The following is a 16,854-nucleotide window of genomic DNA, read 5'->3' as shown; positions in this document are numbered from 1 at the left end:
GTACGGCGCTGGCGGGGCAATAAGCGATGAGCGCAGGCACATCTGATCGACGCAAGTATTGGATCGCGGGCACGATAACTTCGTCGATCGCGCTCGGCGCCTTCGCATTTGTCAGTTTCTCGCCAGCACTTGGACCGGTTGCGGGTGCGATCGTTCCGCAGCTTTACGTCGACTCGTTGCCCAGCGCGCAAATCCCGGTGCGCGGGCCTTATGTCCTCGTCGATGCCGCCTCGGCCCGCCTGTACATGATGATGGACGGCCGCGTTCAGGACTCGATGAAGGTGATCGTGGGCAAGCCCGAAACGCCGACGCCGGTCCTCAAGAGCGTGATCAACTATGCAACGGTGAACCCGTACTGGCACGTCGGCGCCGACCTCACGAGGACGCTAATTGCACCACGCGTGCTCAAGGACGGCAAAGCCTACCTGATCCAGCAGGGGTATGAAGTCGTCACCGAATGGGGGCCAGGGGCCCAGGTGATTTCGCCGGACAGCGTGGACTGGAAAGCGGTTGCGGCCGGCCAAACGCGAGTCTTCATTCGCCAGCGGCCAGGCCCCGCGAATTCCCTTGGGCATTTCAAATTCGAATTGCCCAACGGCGACGGCATCTATCTGCACGACACCCCGAAGAAAGAACTCTTTTCGGCAGACATGCGCGCCCTGAGTCATGGCTGCGTGCGTTTGGAGGATGCGCAGAGGCTCGCGCGTTGGCTTCTCGGCAAGGATCCGCCGGTAGCATCCGTGCCCGAGGACAACGTGTTACTGCCCCGCCCCGTGCCGATCATGATCAGCTATCTCGATCCCCAGAGCCGGATGCAGCTAACCTCGCTTCAATAAGCGTAGCCTAGTCCAGCAACTCGTAGGCCGGGAGCGTGAGGAACTCGACGAGGTCGTCAGAGACGATCATGTTGTGGAACAGCTGCGCGGCCTCGCCGATGTTGGGCACCTCGGCGAGCAGCCCGACCTCCTCGTCGTACCATTGCTCGAACAAGTCGAGGTCGAAGCTGCGCCCGTCGGCCAGACGCGCTTCGAACTTCAGCCATTGCCATAGCTGCGTGCGGCAGATCTCCGCGGTAGCTGCGTCTTCCATGAGATTGTAGAGGGGCACCGCGCCCTTTCCACCAAGCCAGGCCGCGAGATATTGGACGCCGACGCGGATGTTTTCGCGGGCACCAGCTTCGGTGCGTGGACCCTCGTGCAGCTGCAGCATCTCGTCGCGGCCGGGGATATGGGCCGGCATCTTCGACAACTGGTTTGGGCCGTGCAGCGTCTCGAACACTTCCATCGCAATCGGGACCAGCGCCGGGTGCGCGACCCAGGTGCCGTCATGGCCGTTGCCGACCTCGCGCTGCTTGTCGGCGCGGACCTTGTCGAGAGCGCTTTGGTTGGCAGCTTCATCCCCCTTCACGGGGATGAAGGCCGACATGCCGCCCATCGCGAACGCTTGGCGGCGGTGGCATGTCGACACCAGACGCAGCGAGTAAGCAGCAAGGAAGGCCTTATCCATCGTCATCAGTGCGCGGTCCGGCGTCAGCCTGCTCGGCGATCGCCCAAGGCGCTTTATGTAGCTGAAGATGTAGTCCCAGCGGCCGCAGTTGAGGCCGACAATATTCTCGCGCAGCGCGTACAAGATCTCATCCATCTCGAACGCCGCCGGAAGCGTTTCGATGAGCACCGTCGCCTTGATCGTTCCGCGCTCGAGCCGAAGCTTGCTCTCGGCAATCGCGAAGACGTCGCTCCACAGTGCGGCCTCGTGCCGGCTTTCGAGCTTCGGTAGGTAAAAATATGGGCCGGAGCCGTGCGCCAGCGACGATCTCGCATTGTGCCAGGCGTACATGGCGAAATCGAACAAAGCGCCCGAGACTTCCTCGCCGTTCACGGTCACATGCTCTTCGTTGAGGTGCCAGCCGCGCGGCCGGACCATGAGCACGGCGGGATTGTCGCCGACGGCATAATATTTGCCGCTGTCGGGGTCGCTGTAGTCGAGGCGGCCATTCCAGTAATTGCGCAGATTCACCTGGCCCTGAATCAGTTCCTCCCAAACCGGTGAAGTGGCGTCCTCGAAATCAGCCATGAAGACCTTCGCGCCTGAATTGAGCGCGTTGATGACCATCTTGGCATTGGTCGGGCCGGTAATCTCGACGCGCCGATCGAGCAGATCGTGCGGGATGGCGCCGACAGTCCATTCCGCGTCGCGGATTTCCTGCGTCTCGGCTGGAAAGTCCGGCAGCTCGCCGGCGTCAAACCGGGCCTGACGATCGGCCCGCTTGTCGAGCAGATTGAGCCGGCGCCCGTCAAAGCGCTCGTGAAGCTCCGACAGAAACTCCAGCGCGCTCGGCGTCAGGATGTCCGCCGCGCCGCGCACCCTGCAAGGTTCGGCGATGATAGGGGAAATATCCAGCACGCTGCTCACTGTAGCACCGGCTCCACGCAGATCGAGTAGCGTTCGGTCGCGCCGCAGCGGTCGCGGAAGGTCAGTCGCTGCCATTGCATTCGCGCCTTGATCTCGTCGCTATACGGCCCGTGCACGATTTCGGTGCCCGGCTCGAGATCCGTGAAGCGGCAGTCCGCATAATGGCCGCCGATAACCCAGTAACGGTGTCCCATGATTTCTCTCCTACTCGGCCGCGACCGCTTCGTTCCCTTGGAACTGGGCGGCCTCGGTGGATTCTGCGAGCGCGACGGTGGATGCCTGGCCACCGGAAACGGCGGTGGCGATCGCGTCGAAATAGCCGGTGCCGACTTCGCGCTGGTGGCGGGTCGCGGTGTAGCCAGCCGCCTCGCTATCGAACTCGGCTTGCTGCAGTTCGGAATAGGCCGCCATGCCGCGGTCGCGGTAGGCGCTTGCTAGCTCGAACATCGCGTGGTTGAGGCTGTGGAAGCCGGCCAGTGTCACGAACTGATATTTGTACCCCATGGCGCCAAGCTCCCGCTGGAAGTTGGCGATGGTTTGTTCATCGAGCTTCGCCTTCCAATTGAAGCTGGGTGAGCAATTATAGGCGAGCAGCTTGCCCGCATATTGGGCGTGGATGCCCTCGGCGAAGGCGCGCGCCTCCTCAATATTCGGGTGGCTGGTTTCAAACCACAGGAGGTCGGCGTGCGGCGCAAAAGCCAGGCCGCGCGCGATGCAATGATCGAGTCCGGTGCCGTCCTTCAGGCGGAAGAAGCCCTCAGGTGTCCGCTCGCCGTTAATGAAAGGCTGGTCGCGTTCGTCGACGTCGCTGGTGATGAGCTTGGCGCTCTCAGCGTCGGTCCGGGCGACAATGATGGTCGGAACGCCGCAGACATCGGCGGCGAGGCGAGCGGCATCAAGGTTGCGGACCGCTGCCTGCGTAGGGATCAGCACCTTGCCGCCGAGGTGACCGCATTTCTTCTCGCTCGCGAGCTGGTCCTCGAAGTGAACGCCGGCCGCGCCCGCTTCGATATAGGCCTTCATGATCTCGAAGCAGTTGAGTGGGCCACCGAAGCCGGCTTCCGCGTCGGCGACGATCGGCGCGAACCAGTCGCGCTTCGCGCCGCCTTCCATATGCTCGATCTGGTCGGCGCGCTGCAGCGTCTTGTTGATCTTCTTCGCCAGTTCCGGCCCGGAGTTGGCCGGGTAAAGTGATTGGTCTGGGTACATGGAGCCCGAGACGTTGGAGTCCGCCGCGACCTGCCAGCCGGACAGATAGATCGCCTTCAGCCCCGCGCGGACCATCTGCATGGCCTGGTTCCCGGAGAGGGCGCCGAGTGCGCGCACTGGTTCGTCCTGGTGAAGCAGTTCCCACAGCTTCAGCGCGCCACGGCGGGCGAGGGAATGCTCGATCGGCACGGAGCCGCGAAGCTTCAGCACATCCTCGACGCCGTACGGCCGTTCGATCCCGTCGAACCGCCCGTTGGGCGCCGCCACCACCAGTCCGAAGTCGTTCATTTCCATTCCCCTGAGTCGCGTTGTCAGGAGCAGGAGAACTCATCGGCATGGTAAATGTCGCACAGAGAAGAGCTTACATGTCGACTTCAAACTTGTGCTTTTGTAAATTCTTTGACAATTTCACAGACCATGCTCCAACGGAAGCTCTTCCTCGGCGCCAGGCTCAAGCGGGTACGACGTGAGCGCGGGCTCAACCAGAGCCAGATGGCCGGTGAGCTCGGCATTTCCGCCTCATACCTGAATCACCTCGAGCGCAACCAGCGGCCGGTGACTGCAGGCATCCTGCTCCGCCTGGCGCAGGGCTTCGACGTCGACGTGAAGACCTTTGCGTCGGAAAGCGGCGAAGGCGGCGGAGCGAACCAGCTGAGCGAGGTCTTCTCCGACCCGATGCTTTCAGACCTCGGCGTCAGCCGGTCCGAGCTGGTCGAGCTGGCCGACAATGCACCCGCAGTCGCCGACGGCATTTCGCGCCTCTACACGGCCTTTCGCGAGCTTCAGCGCCAGCCGGCCGAGGCCGAAGCCGCCGGATCCGACCCGCGGGTCCTGATCACCCCGGAGACTTGGGTTCGCGACTATATCCAGGCCCAGCGCAATCACTGGCCGGAGCTGGAGGAAGCATCGGAGACGCTGGGCGGGGCCCTCGTCCACCCTCTATCGACGGCCGAGCCGCTTCGCCTTCGCCTCAAGGATGCTTGGGGCGTCGAGGTACGTGTGGTCGGGCCCGAAATCCTCGAAGACGCGAGCCAGCAATACGATCCACAACGCCGCGTATTGATGCTGTCATCGCTGCTGCGACCCGAAAACCGCCAATTCGGTCTCGCGTACCAGCTCGCGCTGCTCGAATTCGCACCGATCATCGCGCAGATGCTTGAAGCGGCCCGGCCGCCGGACCCGGGCAGCCGCCGCCTGCTCCACATGAGCTTTGCAAACTACGCCGCGGGCGCGATCATCATGCCCTACGGCAAGTTCCTGCGCGCGGCGGAGGAATATCGCTATGCGATCGACCGGCTGTGTGCGCAGTTCGGGTCCAACGTCGAACAGGTGGCGCACCGCCTGACCACGTTGGGGCGGCCGGGTGCAAAGGGCGTGCCCTTCTTCATGCTGCGGGTCGATCCGGCCGGGAACATCTCTAAGCGCTATGCTGGCGAGGCTTTCCCCTTCTCCCACTTCGGCGGCACCTGCCCGCGTTGGCACTTGCACAATGCTTTCCAGACGCCGGGCCAGACGATCCGCCAGCTGATCGAGACGCCGGACGGGCAGCGCTTCTTCACCATCAGCCGGACGATCGAGCGGCCGATCAGGCCCGACCTGCGAGATGACGCGCTTCTGGCCATCGGGCTCGGCTGCGACATCAAGCACGCGCCGCGGATCGCTTACGCTGATGGGCTCGACCTGTTGAACACGCCGGCGACGCCGGTCGGACCGGCCTGCGCGGTCTGCCCGCGCCTCCAGTGCCCCTATCGCGCCACCGCACCCGCGGGACGGATGCTGGCAGTGGAAGAGAATCGGAAGACGATTTCGCCGTATCCGTTCGTCCCAAGCTAGGGCGCGACGGGCTTCCGCTCCAGCGCCGCGCGGTCCCATTTCGCGAGATCAGCGCCTGCTTCATAAGCCGATTGCAGGAACTCGCCGAGCATCGCTTCCTGGTCCGGTGCAGCGCGCACTTCTGCGTAGGGCAGCACATATTCGCCGAAGGTTTCGTCGAAACGGCCGTGCGCGACCTTGGCTGACCGATATCCCTCCGGCTCGGGATAGATGTAGCTGTAAAAGAAGGGCTCGGCCTTGATTGCGCCGCCAGCCCAAAAGCCGCCGCTCGCCACTTCGTCGCTGTAGGCCTCGCGGGTGATGCGATCAGGCAGCCCCGGCACGCCGCCGGGATGCGGCGGCGCCCTGCGGCCGGAGAAACGGCTGGTCGCCAGGTCGAACGAGCCCCACCAAAAATGAACGGGACTGGACTTGCCGCTGAAGCCAGCGCGGAAATGCCCGAACACGGGCATCATCGCCGCTAGCGCCTCGCGGAATCGCTCGGCCGAATCGCGATCATAGTCGCGAAACTGTTTGTCCATCGCGAACGGCACCGCGTTTTCGACTTCGTTGGGCGTGCCGCTGAACGTCATCGGCAGATCGTGGCGGTCGAGCACGCGGAGCAACCGCTGGTGCAGCGTGGCGACACTGCCGGCGTTCAGCGGCACCTCTTCGCGCGAGCCGTCGCTGACCCATAGCACGATCGCATGGCGGCATAGATCGAGCGTCAGCGTGAAAGTTCGACTGTCGCTAGCCTCCGTCGGCAGGGTCGACAGCCCCCGTGCGTTTGGCTGCAGCGCAACGTGCCAACCATGATTGGTCCAGGGGGCATTCGCCACCCTTATCTTGCCAAGCATTTGCGCTGCCATGTGGAGGATCGTCAGGGTCTCGTGGTCGCGCTCCGCGCTCAGTTCGGGCCAGTCGCTCATGGTCAGTCCTTAACACGCCTTTGCAATTCCTGCGCGCGCACGGCTAAGGCCCTCGGCCATGTCCGACGCGCTGATTGACCGCATTGCCGCCGCCGAAACCTTGCAAGATCTCGATTCCGTGCGGGTGTCCCTGCTCGGCAAGTCGGGAGAGATCACGGCCAAGCTCAAGTCGCTCGGCTCAATGGATCCCGACACCCGCGCTGCGGAGGCGCCGAAGATCCACGCCCTTCGCGAGGCCGTCATCACAGCTCTCGCCGATCGCAAGGAGGCGATGGAGACGGCCGAGCTGGAGCGAAAGCTTGCGACGGAACGCGTCGATCTGTCGCTTCCGGCGCCTGAAAACATCACCGGCACCGTCCACCCGGTCAGCCAGGTGATGGACGAACTCGCCGAAATCTTCGCCGATCTTGGCTTCTCGGTCGCCGAAGGGCCGGAGATCGAGACGCAATGGTACAATTTCACCGCGCTCAACATGCCGGAAAACCATCCAGCGCGGGCGATGCAGGACACTTTCTACCTGGAACCGCGCACGCCTGACGAAGAGCCACGCGTCCTTCGCACCCACACCTCGCCGGTGCAGATCCGCGCCGGTGAAAGCCAGGGCGCGCCGCTTTACGCCATCGCCCCCGGCCGCGTGTACCGCTCCGACAGCGACGCGACGCACACGCCGATGTTCCACCAGATCGAAGGATTGGTGATCGATCGCGGCATCACGCTCGGCCACCTGAAGTGGACGCTGCAAACCTTTCTCAAGGCCTTCTTCGAGCGCGACGACGTCGTGCTGCGCATGCGCCCGTCTTACTTCCCGTTCACAGAGCCGTCGGCCGAGGTCGACGTAGGCTGGTCGATGGAGAAAGGCCGACGCGTCGTCGGCGGACAGGAAGGCTGGATGGAGGTTCTCGGCAGCGGAATGGTCCACCCGCGCGTCCTTTCGAACATGGGGCTCGACCCCGACGAGTGGCAGGGCTTTGCGTTCGGCTGCGGCATCGACCGGCTAGCGATGCTCAAATATGGAATGGATGACCTGCGCGCCTTCTTCGACGGCGATATCCGCTGGCTCAAGCATTACGGCTTCCGCGCGCTCGACGTGCCGACGCTGTCGGGCGGAGTCGGCGCATGAAGTTCTCGCTCGATTGGCTGAAGCAGCATCTCGACACGAATGCTTCGGCGCAGGAAATCGCCGACAAGCTGACCGCCATCGGCCTTGAGGTCGAAGAAGTCACCAACCCCGCCGAAGCGCTGGCGCCCTTCCGCGTCGCCAAGGTGCTCACCGCCGAAAAGCATCCGCAGGCGGACAAACTGCAGGTGCTGACAGTGGATGCCGGCACGGGCGAGAACATCCAGGTGGTCTGCGGCGCGCCCAACGCGCACGCGGGCATGCTCGGCGTGTTCGGGCCGCCGGGCGCTTACGTGCCGGGGTCGGACCTGACGCTGAAAGTGGCCGCGATCCGCGGCGTCGAGAGTCGCGGGATGATGTGCTCAACGCGCGAGCTCGAGCTTGGCGACGATCATAGCGGTATCATCGAGCTTCCCGCCGACGCGCCAGTGGGCACGCCCTACACACAATATGCCGGGCTCGACGATCCGGTGTTCGATGTGAACGTCACGCCGAACCGGCAAGATTGCATGGGCGTGCGTGGCATTGCTCGCGATCTCGCTGCGGCGGGTATGGGCACCTTAAAGCCCCTGGCGATTCCACAGATCGAAGGAAGCTTCGACTGCTCCGTTCCAATCCGCATCCAGGACCCGGACGGCTGCCCTGCCTTCTTCGGGCGCGCGGTGCGTGGCGTGCAGAATGGCGTTTCGCCCGACTGGATGCAGCGGCGGCTGAAGTCGGCGGGACAGCGTCCGATCTCAGCGTTGGTCGACATCACCAATTATGTGATGTTGGATCATGGCCGCCCGGCACACGCCTATGACATCGCTAAGCTGTCCGGCGGGCTGACCGCTCGCCCCGCGCGTGACGGCGAAAAGGTACTGGCGCTCAACGAAAAGGAATATGTGCTTGCGCCGTTCATGACGGTGATCGCCGACGACGCTCAGGTGCACGACATCGGCGGCATCATGGGCGGCGAGGATTCGGGGGTGAGCGAGGCGACGACCGAGGTGATGCTCGAAGTCGCTTACTTCACCCCATCGCGGATCGCGCGCACGGGACAAGCGCTCGGCCTTACCAGCGACGCCCGCAGCCGCTTCGAGCGGGGCGTCGACCCAGCATTCCTCGACGACGGCTTGGCAATCCTGACCGGCCTCATTCTCGACATTTGCGGCGGCGAGGCATCGAACGCGCTTCGCGTGGGCGAGCCCCCGGTCGAGCGTCGCACTATCCAGTTCGATTATGCAAGGACCAAAGCGCTCGGCGGCATCGATGTCCCGGAAGCCCGCCAGCGCGACATCCTGGCGGGCCTCGGTTTCGAGGTGAGTAGCAGTGACCTGACCATTCCAACCTGGCGCCGCGACGTCGAGGGCCCGGCCGACCTGGTCGAGGAGGTTGCCCGCATCGTTGGGTATGACGAAGTGCCGGCGACGCCGCTTGATCGCGCGCCCGGGGTCGCTCGCCCCACTGCGACGCGCTCGCAGCTGGTGGAACGACAGGTACGCCGCACCGCCGCCGCGCGAGGGCTGGACGAAGCGGTCAACTGGAGCTTCATTTCGAATGCCGAGGCTGAAGCGCTTGGCGGCGCCGACTGGCGCCTCGCCAATCCGATCAGTGAAGAACTCAAGGTCATGCGGCCCTCGCTGCTGCCGGGCCTCATCGCGGCCGCACGGCGCAATGTCGACCGTGGCGCGTCGTCGGTGCGCCTTTTCGAGCTTGGCCGCCGCTACTTGGGGGATGCCGAGCATGCGACGCTCGGCCTGTTGCTTGCGGGCGAACGCCGCGGGCGCGAATGGCAGTCGGGCAAAGCGCAGCCATTCGACGTGTTCGACGTGAAGGCGGAGGTCAGCGCGTTGCTCGACGCCGCTGGCGCACCGGTCGGGAATCTGCAGGTGTTTCCAGACGCTGGTCCGACTTGGCATCCCGGCCGTTCGGCCAAGCTTGGCCTCGGCCCGAAGACGATCCTTGCCAGCTTTGGGGAGCTTCATCCGCGCCTGCAGAAGCAACTGGACGCTCCGGCAGGAACGGTGGCGGCGGAGATATATCTCGACGCAATTCCCGCGCCGCGCTCGAGCGGTCACGCGCGCTCAGCCTACGCCCCGCCGGCGTTGCAGCCTGTTACGCGCGACTTCGCCTTTATCGTTCCGGCTGACTCACCGGCGGAGAGCCTAGCTCGCGCCATCCGCGGCAGCGACAAAGCTGCGGTCACTGGCGTCCGCTTGTTCGATCGTTTCGAAGCGCTCGAGGGCTTGTCGCTCGCGTTCGAAGTGACGCTTCAGCCGGTCGAGAAGAGCTTCACCGAGGAGCAACTGGCGGAAATCTCGCGGCGGATCGTCAGCGCGGCGGAGAAGCAGGGCGCGCGCCTGCGCACCTAAAGCGCATTAATCGCGCGGTGTACTCTCGCTTCAATTTCGTCGCGCTTTAGGCCGGGCGGGATCGTTTCACCGACCCGGAATGTGATGGCCCCAGGACGGTGGATCAGTCCTCGGCCCCATAAGCGTCCACTGTCGACGGCGATTGGCACCACCGGCATATTAAGGGCGCGATAGAGACCGGCAAAACCGGGCCGCAGGGGAGGCGCCTCATCCGCCCCCACTCTCGTTCCCTCCGGATAAATGATGACCGAGCGCCCCGTCTCGACCGCCTTCTTGCCCGCCGCAACCATGTCGCGGAGCGCCTTTGCGCCGGCCGAGCGCTCGACGGGAATGACGCCATAACGCCGCGTCAGTGTTCCGAAGAGCGGGATATCGGCGAGTTCGCGCTTCAGGACGATGACCGGCAGGTTCGTCAGCCGCACCATCTCCAGCGTCTCGTACATCGCCTCGTGCTTGACCGCGATGAGGTATGCGCCACTCGGAATCTCCCCCTCCATCCGCGAGGTGATACCTAGGACGTGCTCGCAGAGCCTATGATGGAACCGGACCCAGCCCAGGACAACGGCGAGCGTCGGCTTGTCGCCAAACAAGGTCGCAACAATGCCGGCGAGAACAAAGACTACCGTGCCGGGGTAGAAAATCGCCGCGTAGAGCAGCGACCGAAGGGCCGCCATCAGATGTCGGCCCAAACCGCAATGCGCCGAAGGACGTATTTGTTGTACTCGCCAAAGAGCGTGAGGAAGCTGGGCTCTGTGCGCACCGCATCGGTCACGAGGCTATATTTGGCGCCGAGCACCCGTTCGAATTCATAGCGCGCGCGTCGCATGTGCCAGTCGCTGGTAATGAGCCGGAGCGAATGAAACTTGTGCTGCGTCAGCCAACGGCTCGCTTCTTCCGCGTTCGAGCGCGTGTCGACGGACTCGCTGCCGAGATCCACGCAACACTGGAGGATCTTGCCATCGCCCTTCAGCCGCCGTGCGAGGTCGGCTTTGGTCACGGAGGGGTCGGCACCGGCAATGAGCAACCGCCTGGCTTTGCCATCGTGAAGGACGTCCGCGCCGTGCTCAATCCGGCCGCTGCCGCCAGTCAGGACGACGGCAGCGTCCGTCGTTGCGGCGTTCGTCGGCGCCGGCTTACCCAACGTGAATGCGAAGATCACGAAGCCGAGCAGATAAGTGAGCAGAAGGAGCGAAACGAGGCGGCTGATCATAGTGCCTGGCGCAATGCCGCGAGCACGGCCGTTCGGGCAACCCAGGTTGCAAGTGCGGTGAGCGCAATGGGAAGCAACGCAAGGAGAATGAGGTTGCCGGCGCTCAGCGTCGCGCCGCCGGTGAGCTCGCCCGCAAAGCTTGCGCCCGCAGTAAGTCCGAGGAGAACGAGTGCGGCAGCCACCGCGCCAGCGAGGCTGCCAACCAGTGCGTCGATCGCAATCTTGCGCTGGAAGAGGTTGGTCACCTGTCCATCTGTAGCGCCGATCCCATGCATGACCTCGATCGTGAAGCGATGCGTGTCGAGGGCACCGCGGGCCGCCAGGACCACGGCGGCGCAGGCCGCGACGCTCAGCAACAGGACCAGACCGAACGCGACCCACTGCAGCAGTCGGAGCGAGCGAAGCAGGGGACCGACGGCCTCCTGGTGAGCCGTGATTGTTGCACCGGGCGCCGTCGCCTGCACCCGCTGCTGAATGGCTGAAATGTCGAAGCCAGGCCGGACGTCGAAGTTGATCAACGCAGGTACCGGCAGGTCTCTGCTCTGCGCAGCCTCGCCGAGCCAGCGCTCGAGCGTCTTGCGCATTTCGCTTTCCGGGACGGCCTGCGCCGAAGTAACGCCAGGCGACTGACGAACCGCTTCCAGCGTGTTCGCCAAGTTCGGGCTCCCGCCCGGTACCTCGACGGCATAGCGCGCTTCGATCGCACCGCTTAGCGTACCCGCGGTATTCGCAAGCGCGAGTCCGGCCGCCGCGATGACCATGATCGAAAAGCTCATGATCGCGACGACCCACGCCGTCGGACCGCGCAAACGTCCGCCGCCGAGAAGCCTCCGTTCCGCCTGCGACGCGAATAGCCAATCAAACATCAGGACTGTCCTCGCACCGGTCGCGGCGGATTTCGCAATGTGCCGGTTGGATCTACGAGCGTGCCATTCTCCAGCCGTATCAGGCGCGCACCCGGCGTCGCGCTGATCAGACCGATATCGTGGGTTGCGACGACCACCGTGGTGCCAAGCCGGTTTAGCGCGCCGAACAGATGCATCAGCCGCTGCGCCATCTCGGCATCGACGTTGCCCGTCGGCTCGTCCGCCACTAGCAAGTCCGGCCGGTTGATAACGGCGCGCGCGATTGCGACGCGCTGCTGCTCGCCGCCCGACAACGTCGGCGGACGCGCACTTGCGCGATCGGCGAGGCCGACCCAGGCAAGCATTTCGCGCACCGGCCCTTCGACTTGCTCTTCGGTGGCGCCCGACAGCCGGAGTGGAAGCGCGACATTGTCGAACGCCGAAAGGTGGCGGATCAACCGAAAGTCCTGGAAGACGACGCCGATCCGGCGCCGGAATTGCGGTAAGCTTTCGCGCGGTGCCTCCGTCAACTCCTCTCCGAAAAGGCGGATCCGGCCGCGCGTCGGCCGCTGCGCGAGGTAAAGCAGCTTCAGAAGCGACGTCTTGCCTGCGCCCGAAGGGCCGGTGAGAAAATAGAACCCGCCCCTGCCCAGGCGGAAGTCGAGATCGCGCAGCACCTCGGCCCCGGTGCCGTACCGAAGCCCGACGCTATCGAATTCCGCAACTTCCGACAGTTTCGTCCCCTTCCCGCTTTCCTTCGACCCGGTGACCGGGCTCGCGCCTTGCCAAGACAAGCGCATTCCTGTTTACCCTGCGCTCACCGTCCCGGAAGAGGCCTTTTGCAGTAATGATCCTCACCTGCCCAAATTGCTCGACGCAATATGTGGTGAAGGACGGTGCCATTCCGCCGCACGGGCGGCAGGTTCGCTGCGCTTCTTGCAAGCACAGCTGGCATCAGGATCCCGAGACTTCGGACGTCGAGGACGATCAAGGTGCACCGGCGGAAGAAAGCATCGCCGGAGCGACGTTGATCGAGCCGCGAAGCGGTCCGGAAGCAGAAGAACGCGCCTACGAGGAGTCGATTGTCGAGTCCGCCCAGTCGGAAGCGCCCGTCGAGACTTCTGAGACAGCACAGGCTGCGGACGAGCCTGGAGAAGCGCAGGAACGGCAGGCCGCGGAATATGCAGCCGAGCAGCACGCGCGCGACTTGTCCGCAAATATCGACGGGACTTCGCTCCCCGATTCCGTCGCGATGGTCGCTGCCGACTGGCGCGAGCCGCCCGTGGCCGAGGCCGCGGATGACGAATTCAGTCCGTTCCCTGCGGGCGACGATCTCGAGCCGAAACGGCGCAGTCCGATCCTGGTCATCCTGATCATCGCTTTGCTAGTCGCGCTGGCCGCGGCGGCGTTCTACTTCCTCGCGCCAGCCGACCTGAAGGCCCGCGTCGGTTTAACCGGCGGCGCCGTCAGCAAGCTGACGCTGTTGACGACCCATATGGATCGCCAGAAGCTCGAAAGTGGGAACGAGCTCTTCACCGTCACTGGGCGGGTCATCAATCCCACCGGAACGGAGCAGGATGTCCCGCCTATCCAGGCGCAGCTCCGCAGCAAGTCGGGCCAAATCGTCTACAGGTGGACCATTCAACCGCCAGCGCGCTCACTCCCTCCGGGCGCTAGCGCGAGTTTCAACAGCGCCGAGGTCAACGTCCCGCCCGGCGGCGACGAACTCACGATCTCGCTCGGCCCGAAGGCCTGAGCTAAATCATTCAAATTCAATGAGACTTGCTTTCTGGGCGATGCCGCCAGGATGAACCGTCGCGTCACGTGCCGGCGGCGCATCGCCGCTCAAGGCGCCTTCGCCGAGACGCAAAGTGACCGCCGAGATAATGCGCACTACGGCACGCGCTTGGACCGTCACGACCGTCGGAGAACGTGCCTCGTCAGGTGGAGCCGATAGTGCAGCGGCGGCGGCCAGAAGAAGCATAGGCATCACGCTAACGCCTAGGCTCGGCAATGGTAAACAGCTTGTTAGGGATTGTGCCGAAACGGAGCGAATTTGCTTCGCCGGAGACGCCATTGCGCCCTTCTAGCGCCTTTGCTAGACGCGCCGCCTTGCCAGTGGCGGCGACCATTCCGGTCGGCCTGCTATTTCATGACGTGCGGTCGTGGCGGAACTGGTAGACGCGCAGCGTTGAGGTCGCTGTGGCCGAAAGGCCGTGGAAGTTCGAGTCTTCTCGACCGCACCAATGATTATGGGGAAATCCTGCCCGTCAGGGCGTCGCGGCGGTCGACGCAAGGATTGCGACAGGGCGAACCTGCACGGAGCCGAGCCTGACCACCGGTTTATCTGCACTTACCTGGACCGTCAGGCCAACGTCGGTTGAGATCTTCGCCGCGGCGGCCGAATCCTTCGAAATGCGGATTGCGTATCTGCCGTAAGCCACGCGCTCAAACAGGAAGAAACCGTCATAGTCTGTGCGCGCGGTGCCAACGACCTTGCCGGCGCTGTCGACCAACTCAAGATCGAGGCCTTCAAAGCCCAGGCCACCGCTCTTTACCAGCGCGCCTTCGATATCGCCGCCGCCCACGAGACCGATCTGCACGTCGGCCGGGACGCCGGGCCGCGGCACCACGACTTGCAACGCCTTCTTCGGCACCAGCATGGGGTCGGCAAGGCTTGTCTGGTCGAGACCGACAGCGATCGGCTGGTAGGCGGTAAGTCCGCCGATGGTTACCGCACCTTTCGCGTCGGTGGGTTTCTCGGAGAGGACACTTCCTGTCGTGATTACGGCGCCCTTTTCGAGCGGCTCGGACGAATCGCGCACGCCATTGTCGTTGAGATCGCGGTAGACGGTCGCGCGAACCGCCCCCGCCTGTGCGAGCGGTCTACGCGACAAGCTCAGCCCGTGCGCAGGGTCGAGAGAAAAATTCAAATTGACGCCGAGCGCGATCGAGCCGTCAGTGGCCCCTTCGCCTGTCAGTGCAAGCGCGAAGCTGTTCATCCGCCGAATGTGCGAAATCCTGGCTCGCCCGCGATGCGCGTCGGCGTCGTAGACGAGGTCCCCCTGCCAATCGATGTTTTCGGACGCTGACCAATAAGCGGACAATTCTGCAGATCGGAAGCGCGCCGATGGCGTGACGTCGAAGCTGCCGCCAGCCCTCAGCCGCACATCACCGACGCGACCGGTGCCGATGAAGCCAAAATTGAGTTCGCCGCCGGGCGATAGGCCGCCTGCCAGGCGTTGTTTGGTGTAGCGGACGTCGGTCGAGAGATTGAAGCGATCAATGTTCGCAGACAATCGTGCTGCCACCTCGAGCTGGCTCCCGCCATCGGGCTTGCTTGTCATGCGCACTTCGGCGTGGGCGGGCAGCATGGTCCGGCCGATTCGCAGCGGTGTGTCGATGGAGATGCGGCCTTCGCGCACGCTTTGTCGGTCACCGCCCCGCAAATGAAAATCATTCGCGACAACAGCCTCGGCACTCACGGCGACGCTCCCGAACTTGCCCAGTATTTGGGCATGCGCCGCGAAGCCGCCGCCGCTTTCGCGCGCAGCGCCCAACTCGACCAGTGCTGGGCCGATCGATCGTCGAACATCGCCCTCGACGAACGTCACGTGTTCGTCGCCGAGGAGCATGGCGCGCGCCAGCACGCCCACCGACGTCCGCTCGTTGATGCCATGCTCAACTGAAACTGCCGCCTGTCCCTTGGGCAGGGTGGAGGTATCCGGGGGCTTTTCGAGCGTGAAGAGGTCTTTCCCCGGCTGGTTGAAGCCAGCCCAGTACCAGGTCTTGCCGGCGGGCACGTTGTCCTGACCGACGTTCACCGATTCATGCCGCGCCCGAATCTGGCCCTGCGGGCCATACAAGCGAATCTCGATGTCGTTCTCGCCGTAGATTAGTTGCACGTTGTCAAAGACATAGCGCTGGCTGGCGTCCGGCTTGGCGAAGGCAAGAAGCTCCCCATTGCGGTATATCTCTGCCTCCCAGCCGCTGGGCAGATCGCCCTCAAATCGGGTGCGATCGAACGCCACCCGAGCCGCAAGGGGGCGGTTCGTGATGACGCCGCCGCGGCCAGCGGCAAGTGAGCCGGTCAAGCCAGTGTCGAATCCGGCAACGTCGCCGAACCCGAAATGCGTCGCGTGCAGTGGCCCTAGCAGATTGCCGTCGGGGTCAGATCGATAGGCGCGGAGCCGCACCATGTTCGGCTTGCCCGCCTGCGTCGTGCTGAGCTGTGCTTCATAGGACAGGCGCGCAATCTCGCCGGCGGCGATGATTGAGCTCTGGCGATCGACACGGATTCCATCGCTGGCACGATAGGTGGCCCCAGCACTGACGACAAAGTCGAGTGCCGGAGAGCGCCACATTCGATAGGGCACGCGCACGTGCGGCAAGGATGAAAGGTCGAAGCTGGCGGGCTTGAGATGCGCCGCTCGCTGTTGGCGCTCCATGGCGAGCTCTACGGGCAATTTGGCAGGCGAATCGAGCATCAGCACGGCGCCGGCCGTCATTGGCTTCACGCCAATCCCGAACCACCGCGTGAGCGCTTGGGTCTGGACGCACCAGCCTTCGGGAACCTCGCGCACCGTTCCCGGCGCGATCGCTTCCTTTTTGGCGCCATAGGACGCCTGACCGCTCGCAAGGTCGACGGAGATGCGGTTGGCTTCCGTGAAAGCCCAACCGCTGGCCTTTTTGGCCCCCAGATCGATGCGCATCGGCACGTCGAGCGCGGTCAGAAAGTCGCCTAAGACGACACAAGTGCCCTCGGGCGTGTTGTACGCACGGACGCCGTCGCCGAGCCGAAGCTGGCGGATGTTGACATCGAGCAGGAACTGCTCGTCGGGCTCTGCCTTCCACGACGCCGCAGTCGACGGCGGTGGCGCCGATGCGCCGACGGCCGCGCCCGCGCACATCGCGACAAGCACGGCGGCCTTGCGCAGCCACTTGCCGCGGCCCAACATGACGTGAA

General features: G+C 64.2%; 15 protein-coding genes and 1 tRNA gene. 6 read left to right on the top strand and 10 right to left on the bottom strand.

The window, feature by feature from the left end:
• The first annotated feature begins 26 nt into the window (after nt 1-26).
• Nucleotides 27-836 carry a L,D-transpeptidase family protein gene (locus tag ABD704_RS09155; protein WP_344699375.1) on the top strand — a complete coding sequence of 270 codons (810 nt, stop codon included), beginning with the start codon at nt 27-29 and terminating at the stop codon, nt 834-836.
• Between the two features lie 7 nt (nt 837-843).
• On the opposite strand, the gene aceB is transcribed toward ABD704_RS09155, so the two are convergent.
• From aceB to aceA, 3 genes are read right to left on the bottom strand one after another with little or no spacing between them, the layout of a single operon-like run.
• Nucleotides 844-2,364, bottom strand: a complete 1,521-nt coding sequence (gene aceB / locus ABD704_RS09150) for a malate synthase A (protein ID WP_344699374.1) — start codon at nt 2,362-2,364, stop codon at nt 844-846.
• Between the two features lie 44 nt (nt 2,365-2,408).
• The gene (locus tag ABD704_RS09145; RefSeq protein WP_344699373.1) at nt 2,409-2,606 is read right to left on the bottom strand and encodes a DUF4170 domain-containing protein; all 198 of its coding nucleotides are present in this window, start codon (nt 2,604-2,606) and stop codon (nt 2,409-2,411) included.
• Nucleotides 2,607-2,616: 10 nt separating this feature from the next.
• Complete coding sequence (gene aceA / locus ABD704_RS09140) at nt 2,617-3,909, bottom strand: isocitrate lyase (RefSeq protein WP_344699372.1); 1,293 nt, start codon at nt 3,907-3,909, stop codon at nt 2,617-2,619.
• 129 nt (nt 3,910-4,038) lie between these two features.
• Here aceA and ABD704_RS09135 point away from each other — a divergent pair, with 129 nt between their 5' ends.
• The gene (locus ABD704_RS09135) at nt 4,039-5,454 is read left to right on the top strand and encodes a helix-turn-helix domain-containing protein (RefSeq protein WP_344699371.1); all 1,416 of its coding nucleotides are present in this window, start codon (nt 4,039-4,041) and stop codon (nt 5,452-5,454) included.
• On the opposite strand, the gene ABD704_RS09130 is transcribed toward ABD704_RS09135, so the two are convergent.
• Nucleotides 5,451-6,362: a DUF5996 family protein gene (locus ABD704_RS09130; protein WP_344699370.1), complete on the bottom strand. Its 912-nt coding sequence runs from the start codon at nt 6,360-6,362 to the stop codon at nt 5,451-5,453. The genes ABD704_RS09135 and ABD704_RS09130 overlap by 4 nt on opposite strands.
• Nucleotides 6,363-6,420: 58 nt before the next feature.
• On the opposite strand from ABD704_RS09130, the gene pheS reads away from it, so the two are divergent.
• On the top strand, nt 6,421-7,482 hold the full coding sequence (pheS, locus tag ABD704_RS09125; protein ID WP_344699369.1) for a phenylalanine--tRNA ligase subunit alpha: 1,062 nt from the start codon (nt 6,421-6,423) through the stop codon (nt 7,480-7,482).
• Entirely contained in the window at nt 7,479-9,833 is a 2,355-nt protein-coding gene (gene pheT / locus ABD704_RS09120; protein ID WP_344699368.1) for a phenylalanine--tRNA ligase subunit beta, read from the top strand. Before pheS ends, pheT begins: the two co-directional genes overlap by 4 nt.
• On the opposite strand, the gene ABD704_RS09115 is transcribed toward pheT, so the two are convergent.
• Genes ABD704_RS09115 through ftsE form a run of 4 tightly spaced genes read right to left on the bottom strand, consistent with a single transcriptional unit; the run spans nt 9,830 to nt 12,622 of the window.
• Complete coding sequence (locus ABD704_RS09115) at nt 9,830-10,507, bottom strand: lysophospholipid acyltransferase family protein (protein ID WP_344699367.1); 678 nt, start codon at nt 10,505-10,507, stop codon at nt 9,830-9,832. The genes pheT and ABD704_RS09115 overlap by 4 nt on opposite strands.
• Nucleotides 10,507-11,043, bottom strand: coding sequence for a YdcF family protein (locus ABD704_RS09110; RefSeq protein ID WP_344699366.1), 537 nt, complete (start codon nt 11,041-11,043; stop codon nt 10,507-10,509). The genes ABD704_RS09115 and ABD704_RS09110 overlap by 1 nt, the downstream gene beginning before the upstream one ends.
• Nucleotides 11,040-11,909, bottom strand: a complete 870-nt coding sequence (locus tag ABD704_RS09105; RefSeq protein ID WP_344699365.1) for a cell division protein FtsX — start codon at nt 11,907-11,909, stop codon at nt 11,040-11,042. The genes ABD704_RS09110 and ABD704_RS09105 overlap by 4 nt, the downstream gene beginning before the upstream one ends.
• On the bottom strand, nt 11,909-12,622 hold the full coding sequence (ftsE, locus tag ABD704_RS09100) for a cell division ATP-binding protein FtsE (protein WP_344700524.1): 714 nt from the start codon (nt 12,620-12,622) through the stop codon (nt 11,909-11,911). The genes ABD704_RS09105 and ftsE overlap by 1 nt, the downstream gene beginning before the upstream one ends.
• Before the next feature lie 113 nt (nt 12,623-12,735).
• On the opposite strand from ftsE, the gene ABD704_RS09095 reads away from it, so the two are divergent.
• Nucleotides 12,736-13,644, top strand: a complete 909-nt coding sequence (locus ABD704_RS09095) for a zinc-ribbon domain-containing protein (protein ID WP_344699364.1) — start codon at nt 12,736-12,738, stop codon at nt 13,642-13,644.
• 6 nt (nt 13,645-13,650) lie between these two features.
• Here ABD704_RS09095 and ABD704_RS09090 read toward each other — a convergent pair whose 3' ends face one another.
• Nucleotides 13,651-13,878 carry a hypothetical protein gene (locus ABD704_RS09090; RefSeq protein ID WP_344699363.1) on the bottom strand — a complete coding sequence of 76 codons (228 nt, stop codon included), beginning with the start codon at nt 13,876-13,878 and terminating at the stop codon, nt 13,651-13,653.
• 169 nt (nt 13,879-14,047) lie between these two features.
• Between ABD704_RS09090 and ABD704_RS09085 the strand changes: the two genes are divergently transcribed.
• Nucleotides 14,048-14,134 (top strand) — tRNA-Leu (locus ABD704_RS09085).
• Between the two features lie 24 nt (nt 14,135-14,158).
• Here ABD704_RS09085 and ABD704_RS09080 read toward each other — a convergent pair.
• Nucleotides 14,159-16,846: an MSCRAMM family protein gene (locus ABD704_RS09080; protein ID WP_344699362.1), complete on the bottom strand. Its 2,688-nt coding sequence runs from the start codon at nt 16,844-16,846 to the stop codon at nt 14,159-14,161.
• Nucleotides 16,847-16,854 lie beyond the last annotated feature (8 nt).

It is taken from the genome of Sphingomonas limnosediminicola (assembly GCF_039537965.1).
Taxonomy (GTDB): Bacteria; Pseudomonadota; Alphaproteobacteria; order Sphingomonadales; family Sphingomonadaceae; genus Sphingomicrobium; species Sphingomicrobium limnosediminicola.
Note: the sequence above shows the minus strand (reverse complement) of the source record. Positions and strands in the feature narration are given on the sequence as shown.